Annotated in this window: 22 protein-coding genes and 1 pseudogene; 2 read left to right on the top strand and 21 right to left on the bottom strand. The window is 35.3% G+C overall.

What is annotated here, in order from left to right; translation table 11 throughout:
- Nucleotides 1-53: 53 nt before the first annotated feature.
- The 4 genes from PRVXH_RS02595 to PRVXH_RS02580 are packed head-to-tail and all read right to left on the bottom strand — an operon-like array spanning nt 54 to nt 2,487.
- Nucleotides 54-533 carry a hypothetical protein gene (locus tag PRVXH_RS02595; RefSeq protein WP_353893757.1) on the bottom strand — a complete coding sequence of 160 codons (480 nt, stop codon included), beginning with the start codon at nt 531-533 and terminating at the stop codon, nt 54-56.
- On the bottom strand, nt 520-897 hold the full coding sequence (fliS, locus tag PRVXH_RS02590; protein WP_353893756.1) for a flagellar export chaperone FliS: 378 nt from the start codon (nt 895-897) through the stop codon (nt 520-522). The genes PRVXH_RS02595 and fliS overlap by 14 nt, the downstream gene beginning before the upstream one ends.
- A 16-nt stretch (nt 898-913) precedes the next feature.
- Nucleotides 914-1,648: a hypothetical protein gene (locus PRVXH_RS02585; protein ID WP_353893755.1), complete on the bottom strand. Its 735-nt coding sequence runs from the start codon at nt 1,646-1,648 to the stop codon at nt 914-916.
- Complete coding sequence (locus PRVXH_RS02580) at nt 1,645-2,487, bottom strand: GNAT family N-acetyltransferase (protein ID WP_353893754.1); 843 nt, start codon at nt 2,485-2,487, stop codon at nt 1,645-1,647. The genes PRVXH_RS02585 and PRVXH_RS02580 overlap by 4 nt, the downstream gene beginning before the upstream one ends.
- Nucleotides 2,488-3,030: 543 nt before the next feature.
- Here PRVXH_RS02580 and PRVXH_RS02575 point away from each other — a divergent pair.
- Together PRVXH_RS02575 and PRVXH_RS02570 are read left to right on the top strand one after the other, a co-directional pair.
- Nucleotides 3,031-3,714, top strand: a complete 684-nt coding sequence (locus PRVXH_RS02575) for a helix-turn-helix domain-containing protein (protein WP_353893753.1) — start codon at nt 3,031-3,033, stop codon at nt 3,712-3,714.
- A 17-nt stretch (nt 3,715-3,731) separates the two neighbouring features.
- Nucleotides 3,732-4,595 (top strand): annotated as a pseudogene (locus PRVXH_RS02570) (IS3 family transposase); the annotation flags it as partial.
- Between the two features lie 1,593 nt (nt 4,596-6,188).
- Here the strand turns inward: PRVXH_RS02570 and PRVXH_RS02565 are convergent.
- The 17 genes from PRVXH_RS02565 to PRVXH_RS02485 all read right to left on the bottom strand — a co-directional run bounded on the left by PRVXH_RS02565 (nt 6,189) and on the right by PRVXH_RS02485 (nt 24,915).
- Complete coding sequence (locus PRVXH_RS02565; RefSeq protein ID WP_353893752.1) at nt 6,189-6,488, bottom strand: flagellar protein FlaG; 300 nt, start codon at nt 6,486-6,488, stop codon at nt 6,189-6,191.
- 15 nt (nt 6,489-6,503) lie between these two features.
- On the bottom strand, nt 6,504-6,803 hold the full coding sequence (locus PRVXH_RS02560; RefSeq protein WP_353893751.1) for a hypothetical protein: 300 nt from the start codon (nt 6,801-6,803) through the stop codon (nt 6,504-6,506).
- 509 nt (nt 6,804-7,312) lie between these two features.
- On the bottom strand, nt 7,313-8,464 hold the full coding sequence (locus PRVXH_RS02555) for a type II restriction endonuclease (protein WP_353893750.1): 1,152 nt from the start codon (nt 8,462-8,464) through the stop codon (nt 7,313-7,315).
- A 20-nt stretch (nt 8,465-8,484) separates the two neighbouring features.
- Entirely contained in the window at nt 8,485-9,633 is a 1,149-nt protein-coding gene (gene dcm, locus PRVXH_RS02550; RefSeq protein ID WP_353893749.1) for a DNA (cytosine-5-)-methyltransferase, read from the bottom strand.
- A gap of 658 nt (nt 9,634-10,291) precedes the next feature.
- Nucleotides 10,292-10,831 (bottom strand): hypothetical protein, encoded by a 540-nt coding sequence (locus tag PRVXH_RS02545; RefSeq protein WP_353893748.1) that lies wholly within the window; start codon nt 10,829-10,831, stop codon nt 10,292-10,294.
- Between the two features lie 461 nt (nt 10,832-11,292).
- The gene (locus tag PRVXH_RS02540; RefSeq protein ID WP_353893747.1) at nt 11,293-11,532 is read right to left on the bottom strand and encodes a hypothetical protein; all 240 of its coding nucleotides are present in this window, start codon (nt 11,530-11,532) and stop codon (nt 11,293-11,295) included.
- Between the two features lie 210 nt (nt 11,533-11,742).
- A complete protein-coding gene (locus PRVXH_RS02535; RefSeq protein WP_353893746.1) occupies nt 11,743-12,183 on the bottom strand; it encodes a HEAT repeat domain-containing protein in 441 nt (146 codons plus the stop codon).
- 22 nt (nt 12,184-12,205) lie between these two features.
- Nucleotides 12,206-13,606, bottom strand: coding sequence for an N-6 DNA methylase (locus tag PRVXH_RS02530; protein WP_353893745.1), 1,401 nt, complete (start codon nt 13,604-13,606; stop codon nt 12,206-12,208).
- 1 nt (nt 13,607) lies between these two features.
- Nucleotides 13,608-14,198: a hypothetical protein gene (locus PRVXH_RS02525; protein ID WP_353893744.1), complete on the bottom strand. Its 591-nt coding sequence runs from the start codon at nt 14,196-14,198 to the stop codon at nt 13,608-13,610.
- A 146-nt stretch (nt 14,199-14,344) separates the two neighbouring features.
- Nucleotides 14,345-15,238 carry a hypothetical protein gene (locus tag PRVXH_RS02520; protein ID WP_353893743.1) on the bottom strand — a complete coding sequence of 298 codons (894 nt, stop codon included), beginning with the start codon at nt 15,236-15,238 and terminating at the stop codon, nt 14,345-14,347.
- Nucleotides 15,239-16,129: 891 nt separating this feature from the next.
- Nucleotides 16,130-16,345 carry a PAS domain-containing protein gene (locus PRVXH_RS02515; protein ID WP_353893742.1) on the bottom strand — a complete coding sequence of 72 codons (216 nt, stop codon included), beginning with the start codon at nt 16,343-16,345 and terminating at the stop codon, nt 16,130-16,132.
- A gap of 599 nt (nt 16,346-16,944) precedes the next feature.
- Entirely contained in the window at nt 16,945-17,319 is a 375-nt protein-coding gene (locus tag PRVXH_RS02510; protein WP_353893741.1) for a hypothetical protein, read from the bottom strand.
- 283 nt (nt 17,320-17,602) lie between these two features.
- Complete coding sequence (locus tag PRVXH_RS02505) at nt 17,603-19,069, bottom strand: hypothetical protein (RefSeq protein WP_353893740.1); 1,467 nt, start codon at nt 19,067-19,069, stop codon at nt 17,603-17,605.
- A 199-nt stretch (nt 19,070-19,268) separates the two neighbouring features.
- Nucleotides 19,269-22,070, bottom strand: coding sequence for a glycosyltransferase (locus tag PRVXH_RS02500; RefSeq protein WP_353893739.1), 2,802 nt, complete (start codon nt 22,068-22,070; stop codon nt 19,269-19,271).
- Between the two features lie 128 nt (nt 22,071-22,198).
- Nucleotides 22,199-23,023 carry a flagellin gene (locus tag PRVXH_RS02495; protein WP_353893738.1) on the bottom strand — a complete coding sequence of 275 codons (825 nt, stop codon included), beginning with the start codon at nt 23,021-23,023 and terminating at the stop codon, nt 22,199-22,201.
- 92 nt (nt 23,024-23,115) lie between these two features.
- Nucleotides 23,116-23,973: a flagellin Hag gene (gene hag / locus PRVXH_RS02490; protein ID WP_353893737.1), complete on the bottom strand. Its 858-nt coding sequence runs from the start codon at nt 23,971-23,973 to the stop codon at nt 23,116-23,118.
- Between the two features lie 474 nt (nt 23,974-24,447).
- On the bottom strand, nt 24,448-24,915 hold the full coding sequence (locus PRVXH_RS02485; protein ID WP_353893736.1) for a hypothetical protein: 468 nt from the start codon (nt 24,913-24,915) through the stop codon (nt 24,448-24,450).
- Between the last annotated feature and the right edge of the window lie 107 nt (nt 24,916-25,022).

The raw sequence follows: 25,022 nt of genomic DNA, 5'->3' as shown, positions 1-25,022 counted from the left end.
ATAAAACCCACCTCAAATTATAACATATCAAAAGAAGAGTTAACAAAAAAGTCCTAGCTATCTTCATCGACAAACCTAGGACTGGGCTTAACTGGCACAGCCATCCCTCTTTTATACCCTTTAAGCACTTCTCTACCAAAATAAGCTTTACCGACGCCATCTAAGTACTGTTTGTGCTCCTTAACAAATAGCTCTTCTATATTTACCTGCAAGTGTTCAATCTCCTTGATAGCCATAACTATCTCCTGCGCTCGCTCCAGCCAGCTATTATTTTCTTCCTTATTTAACACTTGGGATATGTCAGCAAAACTATTTACCTTACCAGCTGCACAAACTTTTTTCCACTGTTTATTGTTTTTTTCGATTTCCCCTATAATTTCTCCTTTTTGTTCGATGCTTTGATAAAAGTGCTTAAATTGTCCGCTATCGACGTACTCTAGCTGCCTATGAGAAATTTCTAGCATTTTTTTATATAACTTTAACCTTTTATCTTCTAACTCACTTAATTCGTCTAAAATACTACTTTTCCTCATTTAGCTTACTCAGCATCTCCTTCCAGGTATCGCGCATTTCATTTAGGATTCTAAGCGCCTCTTCTACCGGCTCTTTAGATAGGCTAGAATGGCCCTTAATTAGACGATTTATCACAAACTGATACAAGCTTGCTAAGTTTTTGGATATCTCTTCATCCTGCTTTAAAGTAGCTGTCAGCTCCACGACGATATCCTGTGTTTTTTCAATTTTTACTCTAAATTCCTCTTTATTATCTTCCTCTAAGGCTTTAATGCTTTGGTTAAGATTTTTTATAGCTCCGTTATAAAGCATTAGCACTAGCTCGCCAGGTGAAGCCGTATTAATTTGAGTTTGTTTATACTGTTGATATGGATTGTTTTTCATCGTATATTCCCCCTGCTTATTTGGTAATCTCTTTTGTAGTATCTCCCACATAAAACTCTGCCAGATCCGTTAGCTGTCTGTCCAACCACTTGCGTTGATTATTTATTTGATTATATATAGCAGATGCCCCTTGCTGCCAATTAGATGAACCTGCTATTCTTTGCTTAACTATATCATAATTAGCGTCTAAAGTAGCATCTAAGCTCTTAACCTTTTGCCCTATTTTCTCCATATTGTATGCCCAAGCGCTATGAGGGGACAAAAACTCATTGTATATAGTTGTACCCAAGGCTTTAAGTACCCCTTTGTCGCCGAGCCATATTCCTTTAACATCAATATTCATGCCATAGTTAGGCTGTATATTTTCTGATATCAGTACCAACCCACCTTCTTTTTCATCGCAGGCAGGTTTAATTGTGCTAGATACTTTTTCCAGCATATCAGAAGTAAATTGCACATCCTCTTGGGCAAGGTTTTTCATAACTTCTACAACTAAGTTATAGCACTGGCAAAACTCTTCAATATCCTCTGTAATATCTAAAGGGTTTTGTTGCCACTTTTTTTCTAACAAGACACAAAAGCTATATAAGCTATGAAGATATGAGCTCGCCCTCCTCCATCTATAAAGTTTATCAGATGAATTTTGCTGGGCTTTTTCCTTTAGCTTTGCTGTGGATAGGCTGACTTCGGGAGTGTACTCTATTTTTTTTTGCTTATGAACCTTACTAAAGACATTACTTATTTTCATCATTTAAGGCTACCTCTCCACTGGACGATTACGTCCTCTTCTAGAAATCCTAAATATTTATAAAAATTTATAGCTGCGGTATTAGTTTTATCCACCAAAAGCTCCACCACGCTAATGTCAGCTTCTAGCAGCTTCAAAAAGCAGGTGTTCATAACAGTGGCTCCATAGCCCCTGCGCTGCATTTTTTTCGCCACAGCGACATCATATATATAGGCGGACTGTCCATTTCTTACCTGCTGGGTAAATGTCGCCACCGGCGTTTTGGCGTTATCACCGATATAAGCTAAGTATGTCGAAACATCACTATCTTTTAGCATTTGAGTAAGACCATTTTTATCTAAGGTATAACCAAGGTTTTCCTCGATTATTTTGTTATATTTATGCAAGTTGTCCTTAGTAACCTTTTCTAAGCGACAACGCTTTTTTCGTGATTTAAAGTTACTTAATTTCAGCGTAAGCTGATAAACTTCTCTCTCTTTTTCAAACCCCAATCGCTTTGCAAAAGCTGAGCCTGAAAAACAACTCTCTTTGGTATGCGCTACTAGCTCTTTATACTGAAGCTGTGGACGTTTTATCAACGTGCGATATAAATTAGCTCCGATATTTTGACGAGCATGCTGCGGCAGCACAAAGACATTTAACTGTCCAACTCCCTCAGCCTCCCCATCAGTCAAGGTAGCCATACCCACAATATTGTTATTAGATTTTGCCAAGGCTACGCAGTGACTATACTGCTTAGCCATCACATCAAACCACTGATCCGAAAGCGATTGACTCTCATTATAACAACGATTAATTTCATCAATAAGTTCAAATACATCCTGCTTATCCGAGTGCTTCAACGTTGAGTAATAAATCCCACTCTCCCCCTTTCTCTATTATGATAAAATTCTACATCCTTTGTCATTTTCCTGCTAGATTGTATAAACAAGTTGGTCAGTACTTAAGGTTAAAGTCGAATTTACAATTGACAATTGACAATTGACAATTAAGGTCAAGATCTTTGGACAGCAGAAAGTTGGTCAGTTGGGCAGGAGGTCAATGGCGGTTTGTTCTCCGTGGCAGGCTTTTGCTTTAACTATCTGCCACCGGCTACCTGCCACCAGCTTTCTACTTTCTACTTTCTGCTAATTAGCCACGGTAAACATCACGAAACAAGCTACATGCTGGGTCCAAACCCATTCATGTTAGGTAACCATATTGGAAAGACCCTGTTTTAAATGCAGAAGGTATAAAATATAGACGCAAAAATCTTAAACTGTATATTATTTGAAGTAGTCCTCAGTTTTAACGAAAATCATTTATTTTCAGACCCAGCAGAATGATATGCTCCCTATTAAGTAGACACACAAAATAAAAAAATCTACAGTTTTAGGGGGCATATTATGAAAACAAAATCTAAGTACAGTGCTAAAGAAAAATATCAGATTATACAGGAATACAAAAATGGAAACAGCAACAAAAGTAGTATTGCTTACAAGTATAATATCGATAGGGGAACTATAAGTGACTGGTTAAGTAAGTATTCAAGCCAGGGTATAGAAGGATTAACAGATTCTAAAAAGATTAGTAAATATCCTAAAAAAGTGAAGGAACAAGCCATTAAGGACTACCTGACGAACGATTATACCCTAAGATCTTTAGCAAAAAAATATGGGATTTCAGATCATAGTGTTTTACGCAAGTGGATAAAAAAGTATAATGGACATAGAAAATCAAATTCAGTAACGGAAATGGAAGGGATGGATTACTCTATGTCTAAAAGAAAGTCTGTTGAAGATAAAGTTAAAATAGTTCAATTTTGCATTGAAAACGATTATAACTATGAACTTGCTGCTAAAACTTATGAAGTATCTTACCAGCAAGTATATCAGTGGGTTAAAAAATACAAATATGGGAAGCAAGATGCTTTAAAAGACGGGCGTGGTAGAAAGAAAAGTGAAGAAGAGTTAACACCTACAGAAAAAGCAAAACTTGAAATCCAGAGAATAGAAAAAGAAAACGAAAAGTTGCGAGCGGAGAATGCTTACTTAAAAAAGCTGAAGACTTTAGAAAGGGGAGATCTTTAAACAGAGTAAGACAAGAAAACAAATATATTGCTATTAAAGAATTGCATAAAGAACAAGGCTTTCCAATCACATTGCTATGCGAGATTGCTGGTGTTAATCGCTCAGTTTATTATAAATGGGTAAACAGGAAAAAAACTGATTTAGAAATAGAAAACGAAAAGATTATGGAAGATTTGATTTTGTTATACAATGGATTTAATGGTGTTTATGGTTATAGAGAGTTAAAGCTGTACTTAGACCGTATATATCAAAAGAAGATAAACCATAAAAGAGTTCATCGCCTAATGAAAATCGCAGGTCTAAAATCAATTATCCGAAGAAAAAAGAAGCGCTATGGTAAATCTAAACCGCAACATGTAGCTGAAAATATATTAAATCGTGACTTTAAAGCAGATAAGGTAAATGAAAAATGGGTAACAGATATTACAGAATTCAAATATGGCAACAAAAAGGCATATTTAAGTGCCATTTTAGACTTATATGATAACTCCATTGTTTCATATGTTATAAGCGATTCTAACAACAATCAGCTAGTATTTCAGACCCTAAATAAGGCTTTGGTAGAATCACCTGGAGCGACTCCTTTACTTCATAGTGATCGTGGTTTTCAGTATACCTCCAATGGATTTAAACAAAAGATAAAGGCTGCAAATATAACACAGAGCATGTCAAGAGCGGGGAACTGTCTTGATAATGCATCAATAGAAAGTTTTTTTGGTAAGCTAAAGGTCGAAAAATATTACTTAGAAGGCAACTATCAAACATTTAAAGAGTTAAAAGATGCAATAGACGAGTATATCCATTTCTATAACCATGGAAGGCTACAGAAAAAGCTGAACGGATTAAGTCCAATAGAATATAGATATCAATTAATAGCTTAATATAATTTTTATTATTTCCATTGTCTACTTGACAGGGGCCGGGTCAGAATTAGCAGATTTAAAACATGCCTTTTGGCCCAGCAGAATTAGCAAGTTTATACGTTTTCGCGCCAACTGCTTTTAATAATGGTAATCAGTAGTAAGAGGCCAGATGTTAGTAAAGCCACCATAACAAAATAGGGGGCGAACCGCGCAGAGTTATCCAAAAGGTCATCCTGAGCTACGCCGAAGGATCCAGCCCGCAAGGGCGCAAGACCCACACAAATGTCAAACCTATGCTCAGGTCAGTTCAGGGTTTGTCATTTACCTCTAGGCTAAGGTAAATGACAAACCCTTCAGTAAGCTCAAACGGTAAAACCTATCGTACCATCTTCTATCTCACTGGTTTTTTGACGTCATCCTGAGCTTGCCGAAGGATCTAGCCCAAAGGGCGCTAATTCAAACCCTAATTGGCCACGGTAAAGATTACGAAATTAGCTACATGCTGGGTCCAAACCCATTCATGTTAGGTAACCATATTGGAAAGACCCTGTTTTAAATGCAGAAGGCATAAAATATAGACGCAAAAATCTTAAACTGTATATTATTTGAAGTAGTCCTCAGTTTTAACGAAGAGCATTTATTTGCAGACCCAGCAGAATTAGCAGATTTAAAACATGCCTTTTGGCCCAGCAGAATTAGCAAGTTTATACGTTTTCGCGGCCAATTAGGGTTTGTCATTGCGGTCTGGATTTGATACCAATTTACATTCAGTAGCTGTCCGCTTTGGACCGCGGACGTTAGGTGCGGGATTTGGGGCTATCCATCTTCGGGACAAGGGGGACAGTTACGGCAGTCCCATTGGAAACCGATGGTACAGCATACCAGTCCCCCTTGTCCCTTGGTTTAGTCATTTGGGTCGTCAATTTGGGTTTTCTCTACTGAAGGATTTGCTATATATTGGAGGGTTTGATTGAAGGCGGCGTCTTTTCTCCCTGTGAGTAAGGCTTTGACTTTGAGCTATCTTCCATACAACATACCATTGAACAATTAAAATCAGGGTCCCGTTGCCAGAGCATCTGGCACCTGCTAAATGCTAAAACCTTAATTGGCCACGGTAATGTTTTTAACTATTGTTCAGCGTCGACTCAAAGTTAAAGCTGTCGAACATGTGGAGAAACAGTCCATCGGGGTCTGGATTTGATGCCAATTTGGGACCTCAGTAGCTGTCCGCTTTGGACCGCGGACGTTATGTGCGGGAGCAGAAACTGCTCCCCTACAAACCCGGAAATATATCGCTAATCCTGAACTGACGGTGAATGGTGGAGCAGAAAGTTGGTTTCTCCACTTCGGCATTCTGAACGTTAGCAAGAGAGCTTATATTTTAGTCAAGGACGAATTTACAATTTACAATTGACAATTAAAAACATGTGCGACTTGGACAGGATTTTAGGGTTAAATGCACTTGCTAACTGCTACCTGCTACCTGCTGACTGCTGACTGCCAAAACCTATTTGGCCACAGTAACGTTTTAACAATGGTTTAACTATTGTTTAACTATCGTTCAACTACTGTTCAACTATCGTTAAAGCTACTGTTCAACTACTGTTAAACCTACCGTTCATCCCCTAGTTCCATTAACCTCTTGGTTCTGAGCATCCTATCAACTTCGGCATCTGAGATTCTCTTTCTTACGACTTCTCCGGTGGAATTATCGATGACGTGGGCTATATTTCTTTTTAAATCTTTATTGTAGGTATAACTTACTCTATGATTGCTTTTCAATCCATGAGAGCTTACATCCTCCACCTTATCTACTTGAGTTGGTGCTGCCTTAGGAAGCTTACCCTTAAATAAGTTTTGTAAACTCCTACTATATGTACTTAAGTTAAGACTGCTGTTATTTATCTTCATTATCATCACCTCTTTTTATTTGCAGCTATCGCAGACCTCGCCGTTATCTACAAAAGCACCGCACACTCGACAACGAGGCAGAATTGAGCGATCATCTAATAATGATAACCTCTCTTCTTTTACATAACGTAATATAACCGATTTATCAACACCAGTAGCCTCAGCTACCTCCAACACCGTCGCTCCTTTGTTATCATAAACATAATCGCGAACAAGCTTATACGAGCTATACTCTTCAGCCTTGCATTCGCTACACATGAAATAACCATTGGAGTACATAATCTTACCACATTTTCTACAGTTGCCAAGTTTCAACCTCACTCACCTAATTTCTCAAATATAATGCAATATACCTATACTTAATATATCGGCATATTTTATAATCTCTTAACTTAATTATATTTTGTTAACTTAATTTAAGCAATACGACTTTAGTAAAGAAAAAGAAACTACCGCACTCCACTAGTTAAAAAGTAATAAAGCCAGAAAGAAGTTTCTTCCCTCTGGCTTTGTTGCTTTTTCGAACGTAGCACAACCGCCTATCCATAGCTAGGCGAAAAGCATAATATAACCTATATACTAACCGAACACGAAGCAGGGTTTCGTTGTCAAATGTCAATTGTAAATTCGCCCTTGATTTAAGCCTGTCCATGTATCCCTGTTACACGCCCAGGTAACAAAAAAGGGACCGGTATGCTGCTATCGCCTCTCAGCGCACAGCCGTACCTGTCCCTTCTGTTAACGGAGATGGGGATGTAGGTGCTAGGTAAATGTAACAAGGTTCCTATCCCCCTGTTACATGCACTGTCCCCCTGTTACATTTGCTATCGTTTCCTTTCCATTAGCATTTTCAAGAACACTTCTATAGTAAGAATTTTAGTTCTAAACTCTGATGGAAAGCTTGATATATAATCTTTAGGTACAACAAGGGTGACTTTATTCTGTTCCATTTCCATTAATTGATTTTTTGATATTCCTTGTTGCAAAGTAAGTAGGTGTTTATTTTCTATCCTGTCTGCTTCGTTTAATATTTGCCTCCATCTATCTTTACAAGTGGTTTTAGCCCCTAAAAAGGTAAGGTGCTCTTGAGGAAAGCTCAAGTTATGATAAGCTTCTTCACTGGGAAATATAAAGTCCGGCTTCTTATTACCTTCTGTTCTGGCCTGAGCACTATATGAAATCCTATAACAATTAAACAACGCCTCTAAGTGATGTTCTAATGACCTACCTGCCCTACTTTTTCTTCTATTAAGCATTGTGTTTGCACACCTAATTAGTTCATCTACTGATTCAAAGGGTTTTGAAATAATATCTTTATATCTGTCGTTTTCGATGGCTTTAAAAAGTTGATATTCAATATCAAGCCATTGTATTATTGTCTTATCAGCTGAAGAAAGCTTTTTACCCTGTTTAATTTTTATATAAATTTCCCTTGCTGCTTTTGCTAACTCGTAAGTAGTAGGAAAGTCAGATTGCAAATTCCCCAAATAGTTCAGGAAGATTTCTTCTAAAGTTTGTATGCTTTTTCTTTTTATTAAGGCATTTGTATCAGACGGCGACATGCTAAACGCAGAAAGAAAGCTTTCTATTTCTTCATCACCACTTATCACAAACCCTGTATAAAATTCGTGTCCAACCTTAACAAGGACAAATAAGTCTCCTAAATATTCATCTTGAAGAAACGGAAAGCCTTTTCCAAAACGAGTAACTCTATACTCACTTCTAGTTCCCCTTCCATACCAAATGAACCTACTGTCTGTTTCAAAATCATCTTGCCATCTAATTTTTACATATTTGTCCTTATTTTCACCTTTCACTCCAGGTCTATCAAATAGTATCTCATAGGAGTTTTTTGGAATATATATCCCCGCCTGGTGAGTCCCAGTTGCCCCTACATCATTAGCCGATACAAATTTACAAAATGCTAAAGAATTATTTCGACATGCGTCTATAGCCTTATCCAGTATCGCAGACATTCCCATCCCCCCATTGTTTTCTATGCGCTTTGACCTTCTTTTAATTCTGATAACTTTATGACAGCTTTAATTTGTTTTGCCAGATCCTCTATAAGTGGTACAACTACCGAATTGCCAAATTGTTTATAGGCTTGAGTGTTTGATACTACAATCCTAAAACTATCAGGAAACCCCTGTAAGCGAGCACATTCTCTAGGAGTTAGTTTCCTTGGGTTTTTACCTGCTTGTGGTATTAAAATTTCAGAACCATCTTTATAGTATCTGGCACTTAAGGTCCTTGTAATTCCATCAAGTGGAGCTAAACCATATCCAAAACCATTCCCTTTTGCCTGATGTTTCTCTTTATACCTTATCAAATAGTCCCACTGCCTATCAGTTAAAGTATATTTTTTGTCCACTTCCTCTTCTAATATGTCTTGCACTGCACGGTTTACGTCACTTATCTCAGGAAAATGGAACAAATCCTCTTCCCCAAAGACTTTCTTATCAATACCTACAATGTATATTCGCTCTCTATGCTGGGGAACATAGTGCTTACCATTCATTACTTGATAGCTTATTTTGTAATCTAAACTTTCCAATGCTTCTTTTATAATTTTAAAGGTTTTCTTCTTGTCGTGGGTAGTAAGGTTCTTTACGTTCTCTAATAAAAAGGCTTTCGGCCTTTTCTCTTTAAGGATTCGTATAATATCAAAAAATAAGGTTCCTTGAGTTTTATCTAGAAAGCCATGCTCCCTTCCTAGGCTATTCTTTTTTGAAACCCCGGCTATTGAAAAAGGCTGACAAGGGAATCCAGCTAATAATATGTCGTGATCAGGTATGGTTTTTTCATCAATTTTTGTTATATCCCCTTCAGGCATGTCCCCAAAATTTTCATAGTATGTTTGCTGACAAAACTTGTCCCACTCAGAGGTAAAAACACACTCTCCGCCTACCCTTTCAAACCCCAGCCTCATTCCACCTATGCCTGCAAATAGATCTATAAATGTAAACTCAGAGTTTTTATCCTTTGTCTTTTTAATGAATTCATACATAGTTATTTGTTCTTTTAATTTTTCATCCAAAGTCTCGACAACATATTCTTGGATAGTTTTATCATTGTTATTCGTAAAATCGACAAGTTCTTGATGTAACCTATCTGGTAATTTTATATGTATTTGCTTTTTCATATCCAACACTCCTGGTAATTTTTATATACCTATTGTATACCAGAAACGAACAATTGTCTATAGATTGCAGAACAATTGTTCGTAGTTTTTTTATAATGCTAACAAAACTAACTCAAGTTAAAACTAACTTTCCCACGGCAAGACCACGCACTGTAAAGATTAAATCCTAAGTCCAAAAAGCCTGTCATTCTGAACGAAGTGAAGAATCTTGGGCGTAAGCCCATCATTTTGAGCTGACTTTACGGTGAAAGTCCTCTGTACCATAAAAGCACACATAGACAGTAAAATCTTACATTAAACTGTCTGCGTCCCTAAAGAATTTCCCATCTGCCACCTGCTAACCCACAAAACTAACCCAAGCCAAAAACATTTTCCCACGGTAAAACCTCGCACTGTAAGGGCGTACACTGTAAAGATATAACCTTTAAGCCCATGGTCAAGCAGTTGCTGAGCGGTTGTTAAATCATTGCTAGGCTCTCCCATTCCCGCTTCTAACTTCCCATTGTGATGACTCTTGGCTTTAGTGGTATGTAGAATGGTTCTGGATTCAAAAGCTAGTTCTTAAAACAAAAGCCTCAGAGTATCAAGCCAGGTACGTCATTGCATAACCGATGTAAATGTAACAAGGTCTTTGTTCCCCTGTCACAGTTAAATTCAGCTATCCACAATCCTGTTTTATTCCAAAAATCTCATCCATATTTTTAACGCGCACTTTTAACGTGTTATCCTGACCTTCTAATTTATCTGCCCTTTTTGTTCCATAGACATCAAAATTCCAGTGCCCTTTTATGAGTCTAATTTTAACACTTTGATCTTTATATTTAGCAGTCCTATTTAATTCAATGCACTGAAGTACTATGTCGTGTGATATTAGTGCAATTCTACTTTTGTTTAATGATAATCTACCACATACAAATGCAAAGTATAATTTTTTATTATCTGTAGATCTTATATCTTTAATTTCATCAAGTTGGATATCTGTAAATGGGAAATTCCATATTGAACTACCTTTTGACTCACTTTCACTAGAAGGTTTTTCTGAGTACTTTACATAAACTCTAAAATCATCTTTATTCGTTGTAAAATCATATATTTTTCTATTAATGTCTATACGCTCTTCAAAAAGAGCTGGCATAATCCCATTGTTTAATAGAAAAGATAAAAAGGCTCCACAGTAAAAATCTCCTTTCGTCATCATCTCTATCACCTCCCATTTAAACATTGTTAAGTTTCCTCTAACCCATACTATAAAATTTCGGCTAACTTATTTAAATACCTTCTTATTCTCCAGCTTTTATACAATTTTCTAACAAAAAAGAACCAACCATAAGATTAGCTTTTCTTACTTACTACAGCGTTCTTCTGCCGTGTGCTATCCCTAAGTAGTTCTGCAAATTTCATACTCCAACTAGGTTATGAAATTTTAGTGGTTCACCTTCATCTTATAGCTGAAATATTCTCCAAGTTTTATAATATAAAAGTCCATTTGCAATTGTCAAGCAGCCCTTTTATTATATACATACTAATCAGAAATCATAGGTAGGATTATGTACTAGGATGTAATAAGGCACCTGTCCCCTGTTATATATTATCATTTCCGCTTTTAGACTTTGATATAGGCAAAGGCAGTGGAGAGTCAGTTAAATTTATTAAGAGCTTTCAATTCCTAAAGGCTTCAGCTATCTCATCATCTATTATTGAGCCCTTATCATATTCAACCTTATAAATTAGTTCTGATAGCATTCTTCTCAATTGCTCAATATTTGTTGCAAGGTAACCATCCATTTGAGCGTGTGAAAATTCATAAATCCTAACTTCTTCAAGTTGGGTTAATTTATCTGAAATACTTTGTATTTCATGTCTATATTCATTACTTACATCTACTTTTTTAACTAACATATTTTCCCTCCTAATTTATTATGATTTGAGTTCATATCACCTTAGAGTCAATTGTCTATTATGTTTTTTCTATATAGCCAAGGTTATACTGAGGCTTACAATAAAATTATCTGTTCTTATACAGTTACAAATATTCATCTACGAACTTTTATCCAATTATTTTTGTTTCCTTAGTAGTGTTACAAGGTTCGTGCCCCTGTTACATAAATATTATTCTTTAGGTATGTTTAACCATACGTTACGAAGCCACTTATCAAATCTTTCTTCTTTGTCCCCTTCGTAAATATCAAATTCTACTGATCTTTTCTGTTTAAATTCTTGTTTAAACTCTTCATAAGAATGCTCTTCTGGCAGTGAGCGCTTAATAGTACCTAATTTTTTATTTATATTTTTTACTAAGTTCCCCTTTTTCTTCTTAGGAAGTTTGACATTTTCCCCAAATGCTTGAAGCTTTAAAAAAGCTGCATTTTGTACTTTAAAGACTTTATCGCTCATCATCCTACGGAATAAAACATCAACTGACTGTCTGCACTTCCACTTACCCAACTCTTCTACTGCTTCAAGTCGATTCCGCCAAGACACTTTATTGTTTGCCATTCTCTTAAGCTTTTCGTAGTTATCAGGTTTTCCAATAATAAAATCTTTCTCCACACTAACTCCTCCTTTTTTATCTTTACTTTTCCACCACACCCCTAAACTCCTCATCCAACCTATATAGCTCCTTATACAACTTATTATTTTTCTCCATCAAATGTTCTACATTATCAACGGTCAGGTCTTCTAACTCTGGAGGCATGTAGACGCCTGCGCATAGGTTTGTGTCGTTATTGTAAATTTCTTTTTTGTCCACGAGTTTAGCTATTCCTTTTATTTCTTTCTTTTGAAGTATTAGTTTAGATATGTCTTGTAAAGCGCTATCTTTGATCTTTTTACTTGCCCTGCCGTCGGGCTCGAAGTAGTGCTTTGTTTTTTCTTTGCTTAAGTCAACTATAAATACATCTTCATCAGTTCTGCCCTTTTTGAAATTTACCAAGGCTACCTTTATAGCTGTTCCTTGGATTATACCCTCTGGTAACTCCACTACAGTATCAATATAGTTATCATCTAAAAGCTTTTTTCTTAGTTTACCTTCCTCCCCCTTTCTAAAAAGTGTCCCCATTGGCATGATAATAGAACCTATACCTCCTTCCTTTAAAGCTACCAATAGATGTCTTGCAAATATAAAATCTCCTCTTATTTTAAAATTTGAACCATAAATAAAGGAGTTTTCCAACTCTTTGGCTTTATTGCTATCTAAACTGTCGATCTTAATCCCAAAGGGCGGTACTGCTACAACCCTATCAAATGTCATGTCTTTTTCTATTAATGTCAACGGATTAAATATTGAGTCATCACAGTAAACCGTAGCATCCCTATTTTCACTCATAACCATCAACATAATTGCCACAGCAGCACTGGCTAAATCTTTGTCTTGAGCATATAGCTTACACCTATGCCCTCTAGTAGCTTCGATTAAGGTAGTTCCATAGCCCACAGAAAAGTCATATATCGTCATACCTTCATTAACATCAGAGACCCTTGCTATTAGTTTGGATAAACTTATATTTGTTATTGATTCATCTGGGAATCTAAGCTCCTTTGTAGATTGGGCTGAAAAATATTCTACAACCACATCGTACACCAACCTACTTTTCCCTTCGCTTTTAAGGTTTAATAAATTTATTTCCTCCAGCACTTCAACTATATCATCTCCGAAGCTTGACAAATCACTGCTTTGTGCAAACTTTTTTAAAATGCCATTATAGAACCCTAACTGCCTTTCTACCTTAGCTATATGCTCAATTAAATCCCTATAAGATATTTTTTTGTCATAAATTAGAGTCAAGAAATCAAACTCATACTTTTCCTCAAATTCAAGCCCCAATCTATCCTTGTTATCTGATACGTATTTCAAAAACATAAACAATAACGCTACAGGCATTGGTTCATTTTTTGTTGCTTCCCTTAAATTCCTCGTGCAAAATTTTTTATAAATATAGTCAAATGTTTTAGATATTTCTTGCTTTCTATCCATGCTACTTTGCCTCCTTAACAGCGTTAACAACAATGGATTTAATGATGTTGTTCTCATTTTCTTGGATTTGTTGTAAGACTTGTTGTTTTTCGGTGCTTATCGCAAAAGCTTGCCCTACTTCCCTTTGTTTTTCTATAGAAATATTAGGTATCTCTAACTCCTTAAGATCGGCAATTTTTATCATCGGCATCACAGACCCCGACACCCTTGATTTTAAAAGTTCCACAATATAGTCTGTGTTAAGAAAAGCGGTTAAAAACCAAGGATCAATTTTAGTAGTATCTAAACTCCTGATAATGGCACAGAATGACGGCACTACCAACCCTTCATCTTCACTTTTTATATAGGTTACATCATATGGATTAGACAACTTTACACAAATATCCCCTTTTAGGGTTATTCTTTTTTTGTTGACATGCTTTTTTAACTTAACCTTACCAAGCTCTGAAGCAATAACCCTCCCATTTGAAATCGCCTTAGGTACAAGCACTTTTTTTTCATCAATAACTTCGTCTCCAGCTTGCTCTTTAGCCTCCACTCTGGTAATAATTTGCCCTGAGTGAATCATTTTAGCTACCTGCGAAATTTTCACAACACGTCACCTCTTTTTTATTATTCAATTTCTCTTTGGAAATATTTTTTATATAACAAAATGTTTGAAAAAAAATAAAACCCTTTTAACATCCGCCTTAGAACTTAAACGCTCACTATAGTAATTTTTTCTTTTATAACCATACACTAACTATTCCCAAACCCATCCCAGATTTTAAGCTGCAATTTGGGTTTAAAGTTTATGGCATCCTCATGGGCATCTTTTAAATGGTAAACTTCCGTTGATTTGTTCTCTTTATTGACCTCGATAACATTTCTACCGGCCATTTTGTTGTATATATCATTAGGATCATTAATAATAAGTGAAAATTTATGGCTTACTTCATGAAATATCTGCTTTCCATCATCAGAATGCTTATGTATATCTGCCGGATTTCTTACCAATCTTACTAAGATACCATTAGTTCCCCCTTTAATATCATCCAATATATCGGGCTTACGGATTATGTTAAATCCCTTATTTGGACTATTAAATAATTCTAGGTCAGCAAATTTATAAAAACACATCAGTGGGCTACCTTTGAATTTGTAAACTGGAATTTCTTTCGGTAATATGAAAAAATCGTACCTGCTAGATACAGAAGCCTCAGTATCTTCTATATCAATATAAGAATTTTTCTCTCCCTGCTTCTTTGTAGAACCTATACCTTCAGTAGATAAATTATTAGGTACATAAATGCTACACACCGGAATGGCAATGGGTTCTGCCATATTAATACTGCCTAAATGATTCACTTTATCAATCTTTCTACCATGACTTTTTATATGTACAACGGGGGCTTTTAATATACTGTCGCTGCCGCAGTTTTCATAATACCCATGCCAACTTAGGGAGTTAACCTCTTGATCTGGCAACTTATATTCTCTAAAATAATCACCTAAAATAACATGATCAAAATATAATCCTTTGCCTGAATTAATTATTATGTCTAATTCTCCTAATTTACTATGCTTTGCAGGCTTTACTTTCATTTCAAATATTTTTTTCTCTTCCTTTAATAAAACAACTTTTTGTTGCATAAAACCCCTCCATGATTTAAGCTGCTGACGTTATTTTATATTATACCAATTATGGTTTGTACTGTCAAACACTAATCATTTCCTGTTTGAAATATTTTTATAGTTCAACGGTGTTGCTAACAGTTCCCAAGACTGCATAAAATTTAAGCTAAAAAAAAGACCCTTGAATATGCCTTTTTAGAAAACAGTGTTTTAGTATATAAGCATGTAAGATTCCCGTCTTTATACTCCTTAAAGAAAATCCCCCTAAGAGTTTTGCCTATCCAACAATCCTAACCATCTTATATCCAACTGGGTTTTAAAATTGTCAATCCATAAGTTCAAAAGCTTTGTTTACCCACAGTAAAACGCACGGTTATTAAGGGCCGGTTGAATTCAAGGGTGAATTGACAATTTTAAGACCGACCTTGGAAACAAAAGAGCTTTCCCACGGTAAAAACACGCACTGTAAGGGCGTACACTGTAAAGACATTAACCTTTAAGCCCATGGTCAAGCAGTTGCTGAACGGTTGTTAAATCATTGCTAGACTCTCCCATTGTGATGATTCTTGGTTTTAGTGTTATGTAAAATATTTCTGGATTCAAAAGCTAGTTCTTAAAACAAAAACCTCAGAGTATCAAGCTAGGTACGTCATTGCATAACCGATATAAAATGTAACAATGTTCCTGTCTCCCTGTTATTCTACTACCCAGGTAACAAAGGGACCGGTATGCTGCTAGCGCCTCTCAGCGTACAGTCGTACCTGTCCCTTCTGTTAACGGAGATGGGGTTGAGCATTAAAAGCAGCTAGCACTTTGTTACCAGAGAACAAAGAATAAAAAAAGAAACAGCTCAACAACAAAATGTTAGGTAAAAATGTAACAAAGTTCCTGTCCCCCTGTTACAGGTTTTTATACCCTATCATCAGGATGCACAAATTCAAGTATATTTTTCCCTACTCCTTTTCCTGCTTTATACCCTAAAACCCTTTCGGTAGCAAGACTTTCAAACAAAATAGTACCATCTTTTGCCGTTATAGTTAAAATATCAAAGGAATTATTAGTGATTGCTTTAAATCTTTCTGTTTCTTTAATTGTTTCCTCTTTTGATTGACTAGTAATATCCACATAAATTCCCCCTATATAATATTAGTTTTTCTTGCATTTACTCTTGTTTTCTTAGTTTTTTAAAATTTGCTTTATTTTCCTCCTATTAATAATATTATACCATATGAGTCCATCGGGGTCTGGATTTGATACCAATTTGGGACCTCAGTAGCTGTCCGCTTTAGACCGCAAACGTTAGGTGCGGGAGCAGGTACTGCTCCCCTACAAACCCGGAAATATATTGCTAATCATAAACTGACGGGGAATAGTGCAGCAGAAAGTTGGTCAGTTGGTCAGGAGTTCTAGGTGGTTTTGTTCTGCATGGAAAATGTAACAAAGTTCCTGTCCCCCTGTTATACATGGAAAATGTAACAAGGTTCCTGTCCCCCTGTTATACACGCCCAGGTAACAAAGGGACCGGTATGCTGCTAGCGCCTCTCTGCGTACAGTCGTACCTGTCCCTTCTGTTACCGGAGATGGGGATGAGCATTCCTGTCCCCCTGTTACACATCTGTTACAAAAAAATAAGCTTTTCTCAAACTAAAAGATCCATGGTAGAGTTGGATATACTAAAAGACCGAAGGATTATCCCCTCAGCCTTTGTAGTGATGATTATGCATTTATTGCATAACATAAGGTTTTAAAACCTTATCAACCTCTTCCTTCCACACAATGTACTTAGGAAATATTTCATTCTTTAAATCTTCCTTCAACTTATCACTATTATCCATTGCTAAATCAACCTTAGCCTTAGTTACTTGTTCTTTTAGCTCTGTAGTTATATTTGATAGATTTCTAGCTTGCAGCTCTTCTAATACTGGCTCTAACGAATCATCAATTGATTCTAGCGCTGCTTTGATGTCATCAGTAACAGTAACAGCATCTTGTATCTGCCCATCTTCTAACATTACATTAACACTCACAAGAGCTTCCTGTAATGTCCCTGATAGGTCAAAAACCTGCTTCAGTACTTCTTCGTAGTTTTCTATGTTCATGAAATACAGCTCCTTTCGGCCACATTTTAGTATTTAAATAACGTAAAAAAATGTTTTTCTCTAATCTTACGATACCTTATTACCCCTATACCCTCAGATGGCTATTTTAGTTATGGATTAATTTATGGAGAGGTTGGATTCATAGTAATTCAACCTCTTTTTCTTCTTATACTGAAATTATAATCATCTACACATTACAACTCATAGTATAATGCGCTCTACTCTCGTATTGCTTAATATTTTAGAATTCCTTATATAGTAGATCCATATTGTGACTAAAGCACTATGACCTTTTTAACATTATCTTCTTTGTAGTCGCATAAACTTTCTCTCCGCAAGTTCCATCTGTATTTTTATAGATTTTAGCAGCTAATTCTTTTCGATTTTTAGCTAGTGGGTCGTATCCTTCATTAATTTTCTCAACAAGTTCGTGCATTGACTCTTTTTTATTATAAAAATAATAAAAAACATTGTTTTGTACCGCTGAACCTTTTGGCATTTTATCGTTAAGTAAGATGATTTTCTTTCCAGTAAGGGTATAAACTCTCATTAAAGATCCATTTCTTGCAATCAATACATCAGCAGCATTTAATGCATATAAGTAATTATCGGTTTCATCAAAGATAACTTTATTATAAATACCATTCTTGTTTTTAATCTTGTTCTCTATTAAGTCATCATAATATTTTAATAGTTGGGGAATATACTTCAATATTGAGATTCTAGTCAGTGGATGAGGCCGCCAGATCACGGCGCTCTTTTGGGTTGCATTTGTTATATTTAGTATATTCGTTATCTCCTCTATTCTGGCAAAGGGATCCTCAACAAAATATAAACACCCTGTATCTAAAACATATACTGTTTTACCATCAAGTTTTTCTTTCCATTCATTAGGATACATTTTGATTTTTTTTAAGTTATTTACCATAGAATCAATCTTAGGTGACCCTAAATTTAAAAGTTTAGACTTTGGTATTCCATCCCTTAAAGCCATTTTTTTAAAAAAATTACCTGGCACAACAACTTTATCTACGTTATTAATAGAAGGTAGTGCATATGTCGTATTTTTTGAGTACGGCGGGAAAAAAGAGGCTAGATGATAAGGCACATATACTAGCATTTCAGTATACTTCTTAATGTTAGATGTAAAATATTCTTCATCAACACGTGTGATAGTATTATATTGGTCATAAATATTGTGTACAAAAACAATGTCTGGTTTCTCTTCTTCAATATTGTATTTACTATAGTGAGTGATAGGTATATCTTCTGGAAAACGGTCTCCCTCATAGGTTGGGATCGCTTTTTCTTGAGAAAGTTGATAATAAGGAATTGGGACAACACTAACCTCACAATTCTTATCTTTTATAAAAGCCTTATAAATACTTTCTAAACTGTCCCACATTGAAACTTTATAAGGGAAAAAAACCACCTTTAGCTTTACATCGACTTCCTCTTTTAAGGTGTTTTGAACTAAGTCTATTTTTCTAATTAGTTTTTTTATATTTCCTTTATTGGCTAGGTCTTCCTTTGAGAATGCTTCTAATTTTTTATCAATGTGAATAAGTTGATTAATGCTATTTTCCGGAGGCGCTTCTTCCGCCTTAAGCTGTTCTAAAATAACATTAACAGCTTCTCTACAGTCAACAAAAGCTTCTATTTTATTAGATTCTCCTTTAATTACTCTCTCTAAAACTTTATTAATGGTAACTATTAAACTATCGATACTTTTTATCTTCTCAAGAATCATATTTTTCCTCCAATAAGTCAAGATGTTTAAAAAAATTAAGTTATTTAAAAATATGTTTACACTTTAAATTAAACTAATTTCATGTTACTTTTAGTGTTATAGCTCAAGCGTCAAGTTAGATAATAACCGTACCTTTGGTTATTGCCAGAAGATTTACAAGGATATAAATAAATTTCTTATAGTTTTCTCTTTGATTATTTTAACAAAGAATATATTTTTCTTTAAGTTTCTTCTCTGCAAATATTATTTCCTTGGAACTTAGCTCTTTTTCTAATAATCCCTTTTCACTTTCATTTACCCCTAAACCTGTTAAAATGTTGTACACTTCTATAGACTCACTTTCTGTACTAGAGTTTTTTAATGCATCTCTGTAGTATCTAATTGCCAATTCTTTTTTGTTAAGAGTCTGATATAGGTATGCCAAATTATATAGTAGATCAAAACTATTCTTATCCCTGCTTAGCCCCTCTTTAAAGGTAGCCTCTGCTTTAGTAAACTCGTTCTCTAACATTGCTATAACCCCTCTAAAAGAGTAAAGATCGATATCATCGCCGACAATTTTTTCATACTCAATAAGGATTTCGTTAGCTTCTTTTAAAGCTCCTTGTTCTATTAGCGCTTGTATATTGCTTTTAAACTTTTTTTTATATTCTTCCATTTCATCTGAAGCAACTAGATTTGCCCCATCATCTTTTTTATAATCTTCTTGATTAAACGATTGTAAAAGTTGATCTTTACTTTCTTTTACCCCAAGCTGAACAAGTGCATTATGAGCTTCTTCTATTTTGCTATTATCTTGTGTATTATGAAGGGCTTTCTTGTAACAATCTATAGCCAAATCTTTTTGGTTATTGTATTGATAAAGATATCCAAGATTGTATAGCAGATCAAAGTTCTCACCTTTTTCTAATCCTGTTTTTAACATTTTTTCTGCCATTTTAAAATTTCCCTCAAGCATTGCTATTACACCTTTTATTGAGTAATAATCGATGTCATCACCGGCTAACTTTTTATATTCATCTGATATTTTATTTGCTTCTTTTAGCAGACCTTTTTCTACCAATTTATTAATGCTTTGTTTTAATTCCTCTTTTGCATTTTCTAACTCATCATCAACTTTTGGAGTTTTTGCTTTTATTTCTTCTAACATTATTTCTATGCCCTTTTTCATTTCCGGCTTAATCTTTAAAGCTTTGCGCAGGTTTTTGACATGTAGTTTTTGATTTTTTGATTTATACCTGTTAGCCATTAGTATATAATACATAAACTGATCCTCAGTTGTCTTAAAGTCATATATCCTTTCTTGTCCAATGACATTACTATTATATACATTTAAAAGATAGCTTGTACCACTTTCTATATAAGCTTGCCAAGCAAGTAAAAAATCTTTTTTGCTGATAAGGTCATGAGCGTAAGTTAAAAGCCCATGTGCCAATACTTTTTTTACTTTACAGCTATTTATACCCATATTACTTTTATTCTTTTGTAGATAATTCAGAGCATCTTTATAAAATAACTTATGGTTTTTTAATAAGTACTTAATGTACACTTCCAGTGTTCTTTCATTAGCTTTTATAATAGGATAATTATCTTTTAGAAGTGCATATACAACATCACCGTAAAACCAAGGCAATTCATTAAAATCAAGATCGTTTATCGACTGTAACTCCTCGTAATTCAATTTTTCTTTGTCATGCAACGACCTTCTAACTTTATTCAAAAGGGCATAGCTAGGTTCGCCTTCACTAAAAACTTCTATTATGTGTTGCTTTTGCTCTTTATTGGTTAAAAGAGTTTCTAGCTGGTTATAAAATAGCCTTTGTAGGTTGCAGTTGTTGTAAATATGATTATCATAAAAAATCTTTAACCCATCTAAGTCATCCTGTTCTATATAAAATTCAATCATAGGCTTTATAGCCAGTTCTTTAATGTTTTGTTTTGTCATCTTCTTTAAAAAATTCAGAGCCTTTTTTCGTTTACCTTGTTTGCTATATAACGTACATAAATCTAAATAAACTTCTTCATATCTGTTTAAAGTCCGATATGCAACAGTAGGATCCTTTTTTATTTTCTCATTACTATATTTATCAAGGACATCTAGATACTTTTCAAAGCTGTTAATTGCTTCTGTATATTTCATTAAGCTTAACTGTGCTTTTCCCTGATAAAAGTAAAGGTCAAAATATCCACCCCTCACTTTTAGCGCCTCTTTTGTTATTTTTTCCACATTAAGATAGTCTTTACATAGGTAATATGATAGCGCTAAATTTGTGTATATATACATACGTCGGCTTAAATCCAGCTTTTGTCTTTTAGCTGCTTCAAATGCTTTTAGACAAAATTCCAATGCTTTTTTGTGGTCTTTATACATACCATAAGACTTGGAAAGTTGGTACAAGTTGTATACATTGGTTGGATCTTTTTCAAGCTCTCTTTCTAATAACTGTGTATTTCTTTTAAACTTTATTTCCATAAGTTCTTTATCTGTTGATAGGTACCCATAATGGAAAACACTTAAGTCCACTTCACAAACAGGTTTTTTAAATCTAGGCTGCTCATGGATAGTCCCTTCATAATATAATTCCTTGTTATTTCTAAACAACCTAATCATTAATATGGGAAAATAGTTTTTAGTGTCACCTGTTGTTATGTTTTTTATTGTTATGGTTCCTGTATTGTACTTGTTGCTTTCCTTAGATTCTAAAAATTTAATAATCCCATCACAGTTTTCAACAATTTCATCGGCATCTAATATTAAGATCCATTCTCCTTTGCAGTACTCTATTGTCTTATTTCTCATATACGCAAAGTCATCTTTCCATTCATGAAAGTAGACTTTATTTGTATGTTTTTTTGCTATCTCTACAGTGTTATCTGTGGAACCTGTATCAACAATAATTATTTCCGAGTCAATACTTTCCATTATTGGTCTTAAACTTTCTAAGCATTCTCCCAAATACTTTTCTTCATTTTTAACCATCATCGCAATACTTAGCTTCATTTAATCACCTCTATTTGTTAAAATCATTAAAATATTATTTAAAATGATACACCTTACCAGCTTAAATAATATTTTAATTCGTAAATGTATAAAAGAGGGTCATAGTTATGACCCTCTCAGAATTCTTATTACCCAAGTAACTGTAGTACATTTTGTGGAGCCATATTAGCTTGAGCTAACATAGCTGTAGATGCTTGCTGCAAGATGTTTTGTTTGGTGTGCTCCATCATTTCTTGAGCCATATCTACATCACGGATTCTAGATTCAGCAGCTTGCAGATTCTCTGCAGCGTTATCTAAGTTAGCAATGGTGTGCTCGAGGCGATTTTGGTTAGCACCAAGGTTTGATCGGGCTTCAGAAACAGCTTTTATGGCATCATCAACAGCATCTATGTGCGTATTAAAGGCTTCACCAGCCACTACATCATTTACTCCTAAACCTGTATCAGTAAACGCATTGTCACTTTCACCTGATTTTATTTCTAAAGTAAGTTGTTGACCTGAGTTAGCTCCTATTTGGAATTCCTGTTCAAAGTTACCGTCTAAAAGTTTCTTGCCGTTAAACTCTGTACGATCCGCTATGTCTACTAACTCATTTTTTAGTTCAGTAATTTCAGCGTCTATAGCAGCAATGTCGTCGCTTTCTAAAGTCCCTTCATTCCCACCTTGCACCACTAATTCTCTCATTCTTTGAAGAATTGCGTGAGATTCGTTAAGAGCTCCTTCTGCTGTTTGAATTAAAGAAATACCATCTTGAGCGTTTCTTGAAGCTTGGTTTAAGCCTCTAATCTGACCACGCATTTTCTCACTGATAGAAAGACCTGCTGCGTCGTCTCCTGCTCTGTTAATTCTCATACCTGAAGAAAGTTTCTCCATAGATTGTGCGCCGCGGTTAGTTGCCATACCTAGTTGGCGATGGGTGTTTTGTGCCATCATATTGTTATTAATTCTCATTGTAAAATTCCTCCTTGAATTTTGGTTTTTGGGCGTCCTTGCCCTAAGTAGATTCTATTTGGAGAGGGATACCCCTCTCCGTTAATTAAATACTAGCCAAGTAATTGTAGTACGTTTTGTGGAGCCATATTAGCTTGCGCTAACATAGCTGTTGAGGCTTGCTGCAAGATGTTTTGTTTGGTGTGCTCCATCATTTCTTGAGCCATATCTACATCGCGGATTCTGCTTTCTGCAGCTTGTAGGTTTTCTGCAGCGTTATCTAAGTTAGCAATGGTGTGCTCGAGGCGATTTTGGTTAGCACCAAGGTTTGAACGAGCTGCTGAAACTTTTTTAATTGCGTCTTCGATAGCGCCAATGTCTGAGTCAAAGTTAAGATTACCATCGATATCATCCTCAGCATCGAAACTAGCAATTGATAGGCTATCGATACCTAAACCATCCGGATTAAAACCGCTCGAAGCTGTTCCTGCATTGATTGTTAAGGTTAGTTGCTGGTCTGCATTAGCACCGATTTGAAAATCTTCACTAAAGCCTCCATCTAAAAGGTCTTTTCCATTAAACTGAGTACGTGTGCTTATATCATCTAACTCCTCTAATAACTCAGTAATTTCGTCTGCAATCGCAGCTACATCTTCTGATGCTAATGTCCCTTCATTACCAGATTGGACAGTTAGCTCTCTCATTCTTTGAAGGATTGCGTGAGATTCGTTAAGAGCTCCTTCTGCTGTTTGAATTAAAGAAATTCCATCTTGAGCGTTTCTTGAAGCTTGGTTTAAGCCTCTGATTTGACCACGCATTTTCTCACTGATAGAAAGACCAGCAGCGTCATCACCTGCTCTGTTAATTCTCATACCTGAAGATAGTTTCTCCATAGATTGTGCGCCACGGTTTGTTGCCATGCCTAGTTGGCGATGGGTGTTTTGTGCCATCATGTTGTTGTTAATTCTCATTTGTAATTCCTCCTTGAATTTTGGTTTTTGGGCGTCCTTGCCCTTTAAGTTTATTGCTTTGATACTAAGCCGGCCGGTCTTAGCATCAAAGCTTAATGTTTCTATTATATATATCGAAAGATTGATGGAAATCTTAAATTTGATTATGGAGCTTTATGCAAGAATACAGTAGATTATGTCTTATTATCTCGCTGATTTGAGTTTTTTCTGCCTTTTTTGTTTATTCTTAAAAACTTGGACAGGGGATAGTTGGTCCTTGAAAAGCTAAGTTTTTATAACTTCTGCTAGTTATTTACTAAGGTTTAGTGGCTCTGTAACGGATAAAAGAAGCTTATTCCGTTTAGCTACCAATTCTCTACAGGTAGGCACACAGGCACGCCACTGCTTCTTAAGGAGTGTGCCACCCTAAAAAAGAACCAGGCAAGCACTTTGTGCTCAACCTGGTTTTCTTTATTTTTCCTGTTCAACTGTACTCTAACTCTTCTTATCTAAAAAATAAGCGTGTTGCTGAGCCTGAGCATAGGCCTTATGAAGTTTCTTTCCTTGTTTTACAGTTTTTAATTTTTGCTGAGATCCTTTAATTTTTGTTTCATAATCAGAGGTTATTGTTTGGTTTAGTTCCATTATTTCCTTTAACAGTTCCTTTATATCGTTAGAAACTGCTTTTAGCTGGCCTAATTCTTTAGGTGATACCTTACCTTCGATACTTGAAAAATTAAATTCGTCAATCTCTAGCTGTCTTGCAGCCTGTTCTTTTTCAGCATGGAGATAATCTGTTAATTTGTTAATTTTATTCATTTTATCTTTTCTCTCTTCAATTATATTCTCTAGGTTATCTATTTCATCCTCTTTTAGCTTCTCTTGCTCCAAAAAGCTATCTTTGAGTTCCTTGTATGCGTCAAATAGTTGATTATATATATCAATTACTGTTTGCATCTTCAATGTTAGCCCCCCCTATTTTTTAACTTTGTATTTATGATAGCATACTTAAGTTATTAAGCATAGAGTATAGATTCCAACTTAAGCCACACCTGCGATAAAGCCCTAGT

Source organism: Proteinivorax hydrogeniformans (genome assembly GCF_040515995.1).
In the GTDB taxonomy this organism is placed as follows: domain Bacteria; phylum Bacillota; class Proteinivoracia; order Proteinivoracales; family Proteinivoracaceae; genus Proteinivorax; species Proteinivorax hydrogeniformans.
Note: the sequence above shows the minus strand (reverse complement) of the source record. Positions and strands in the feature narration are given on the sequence as shown.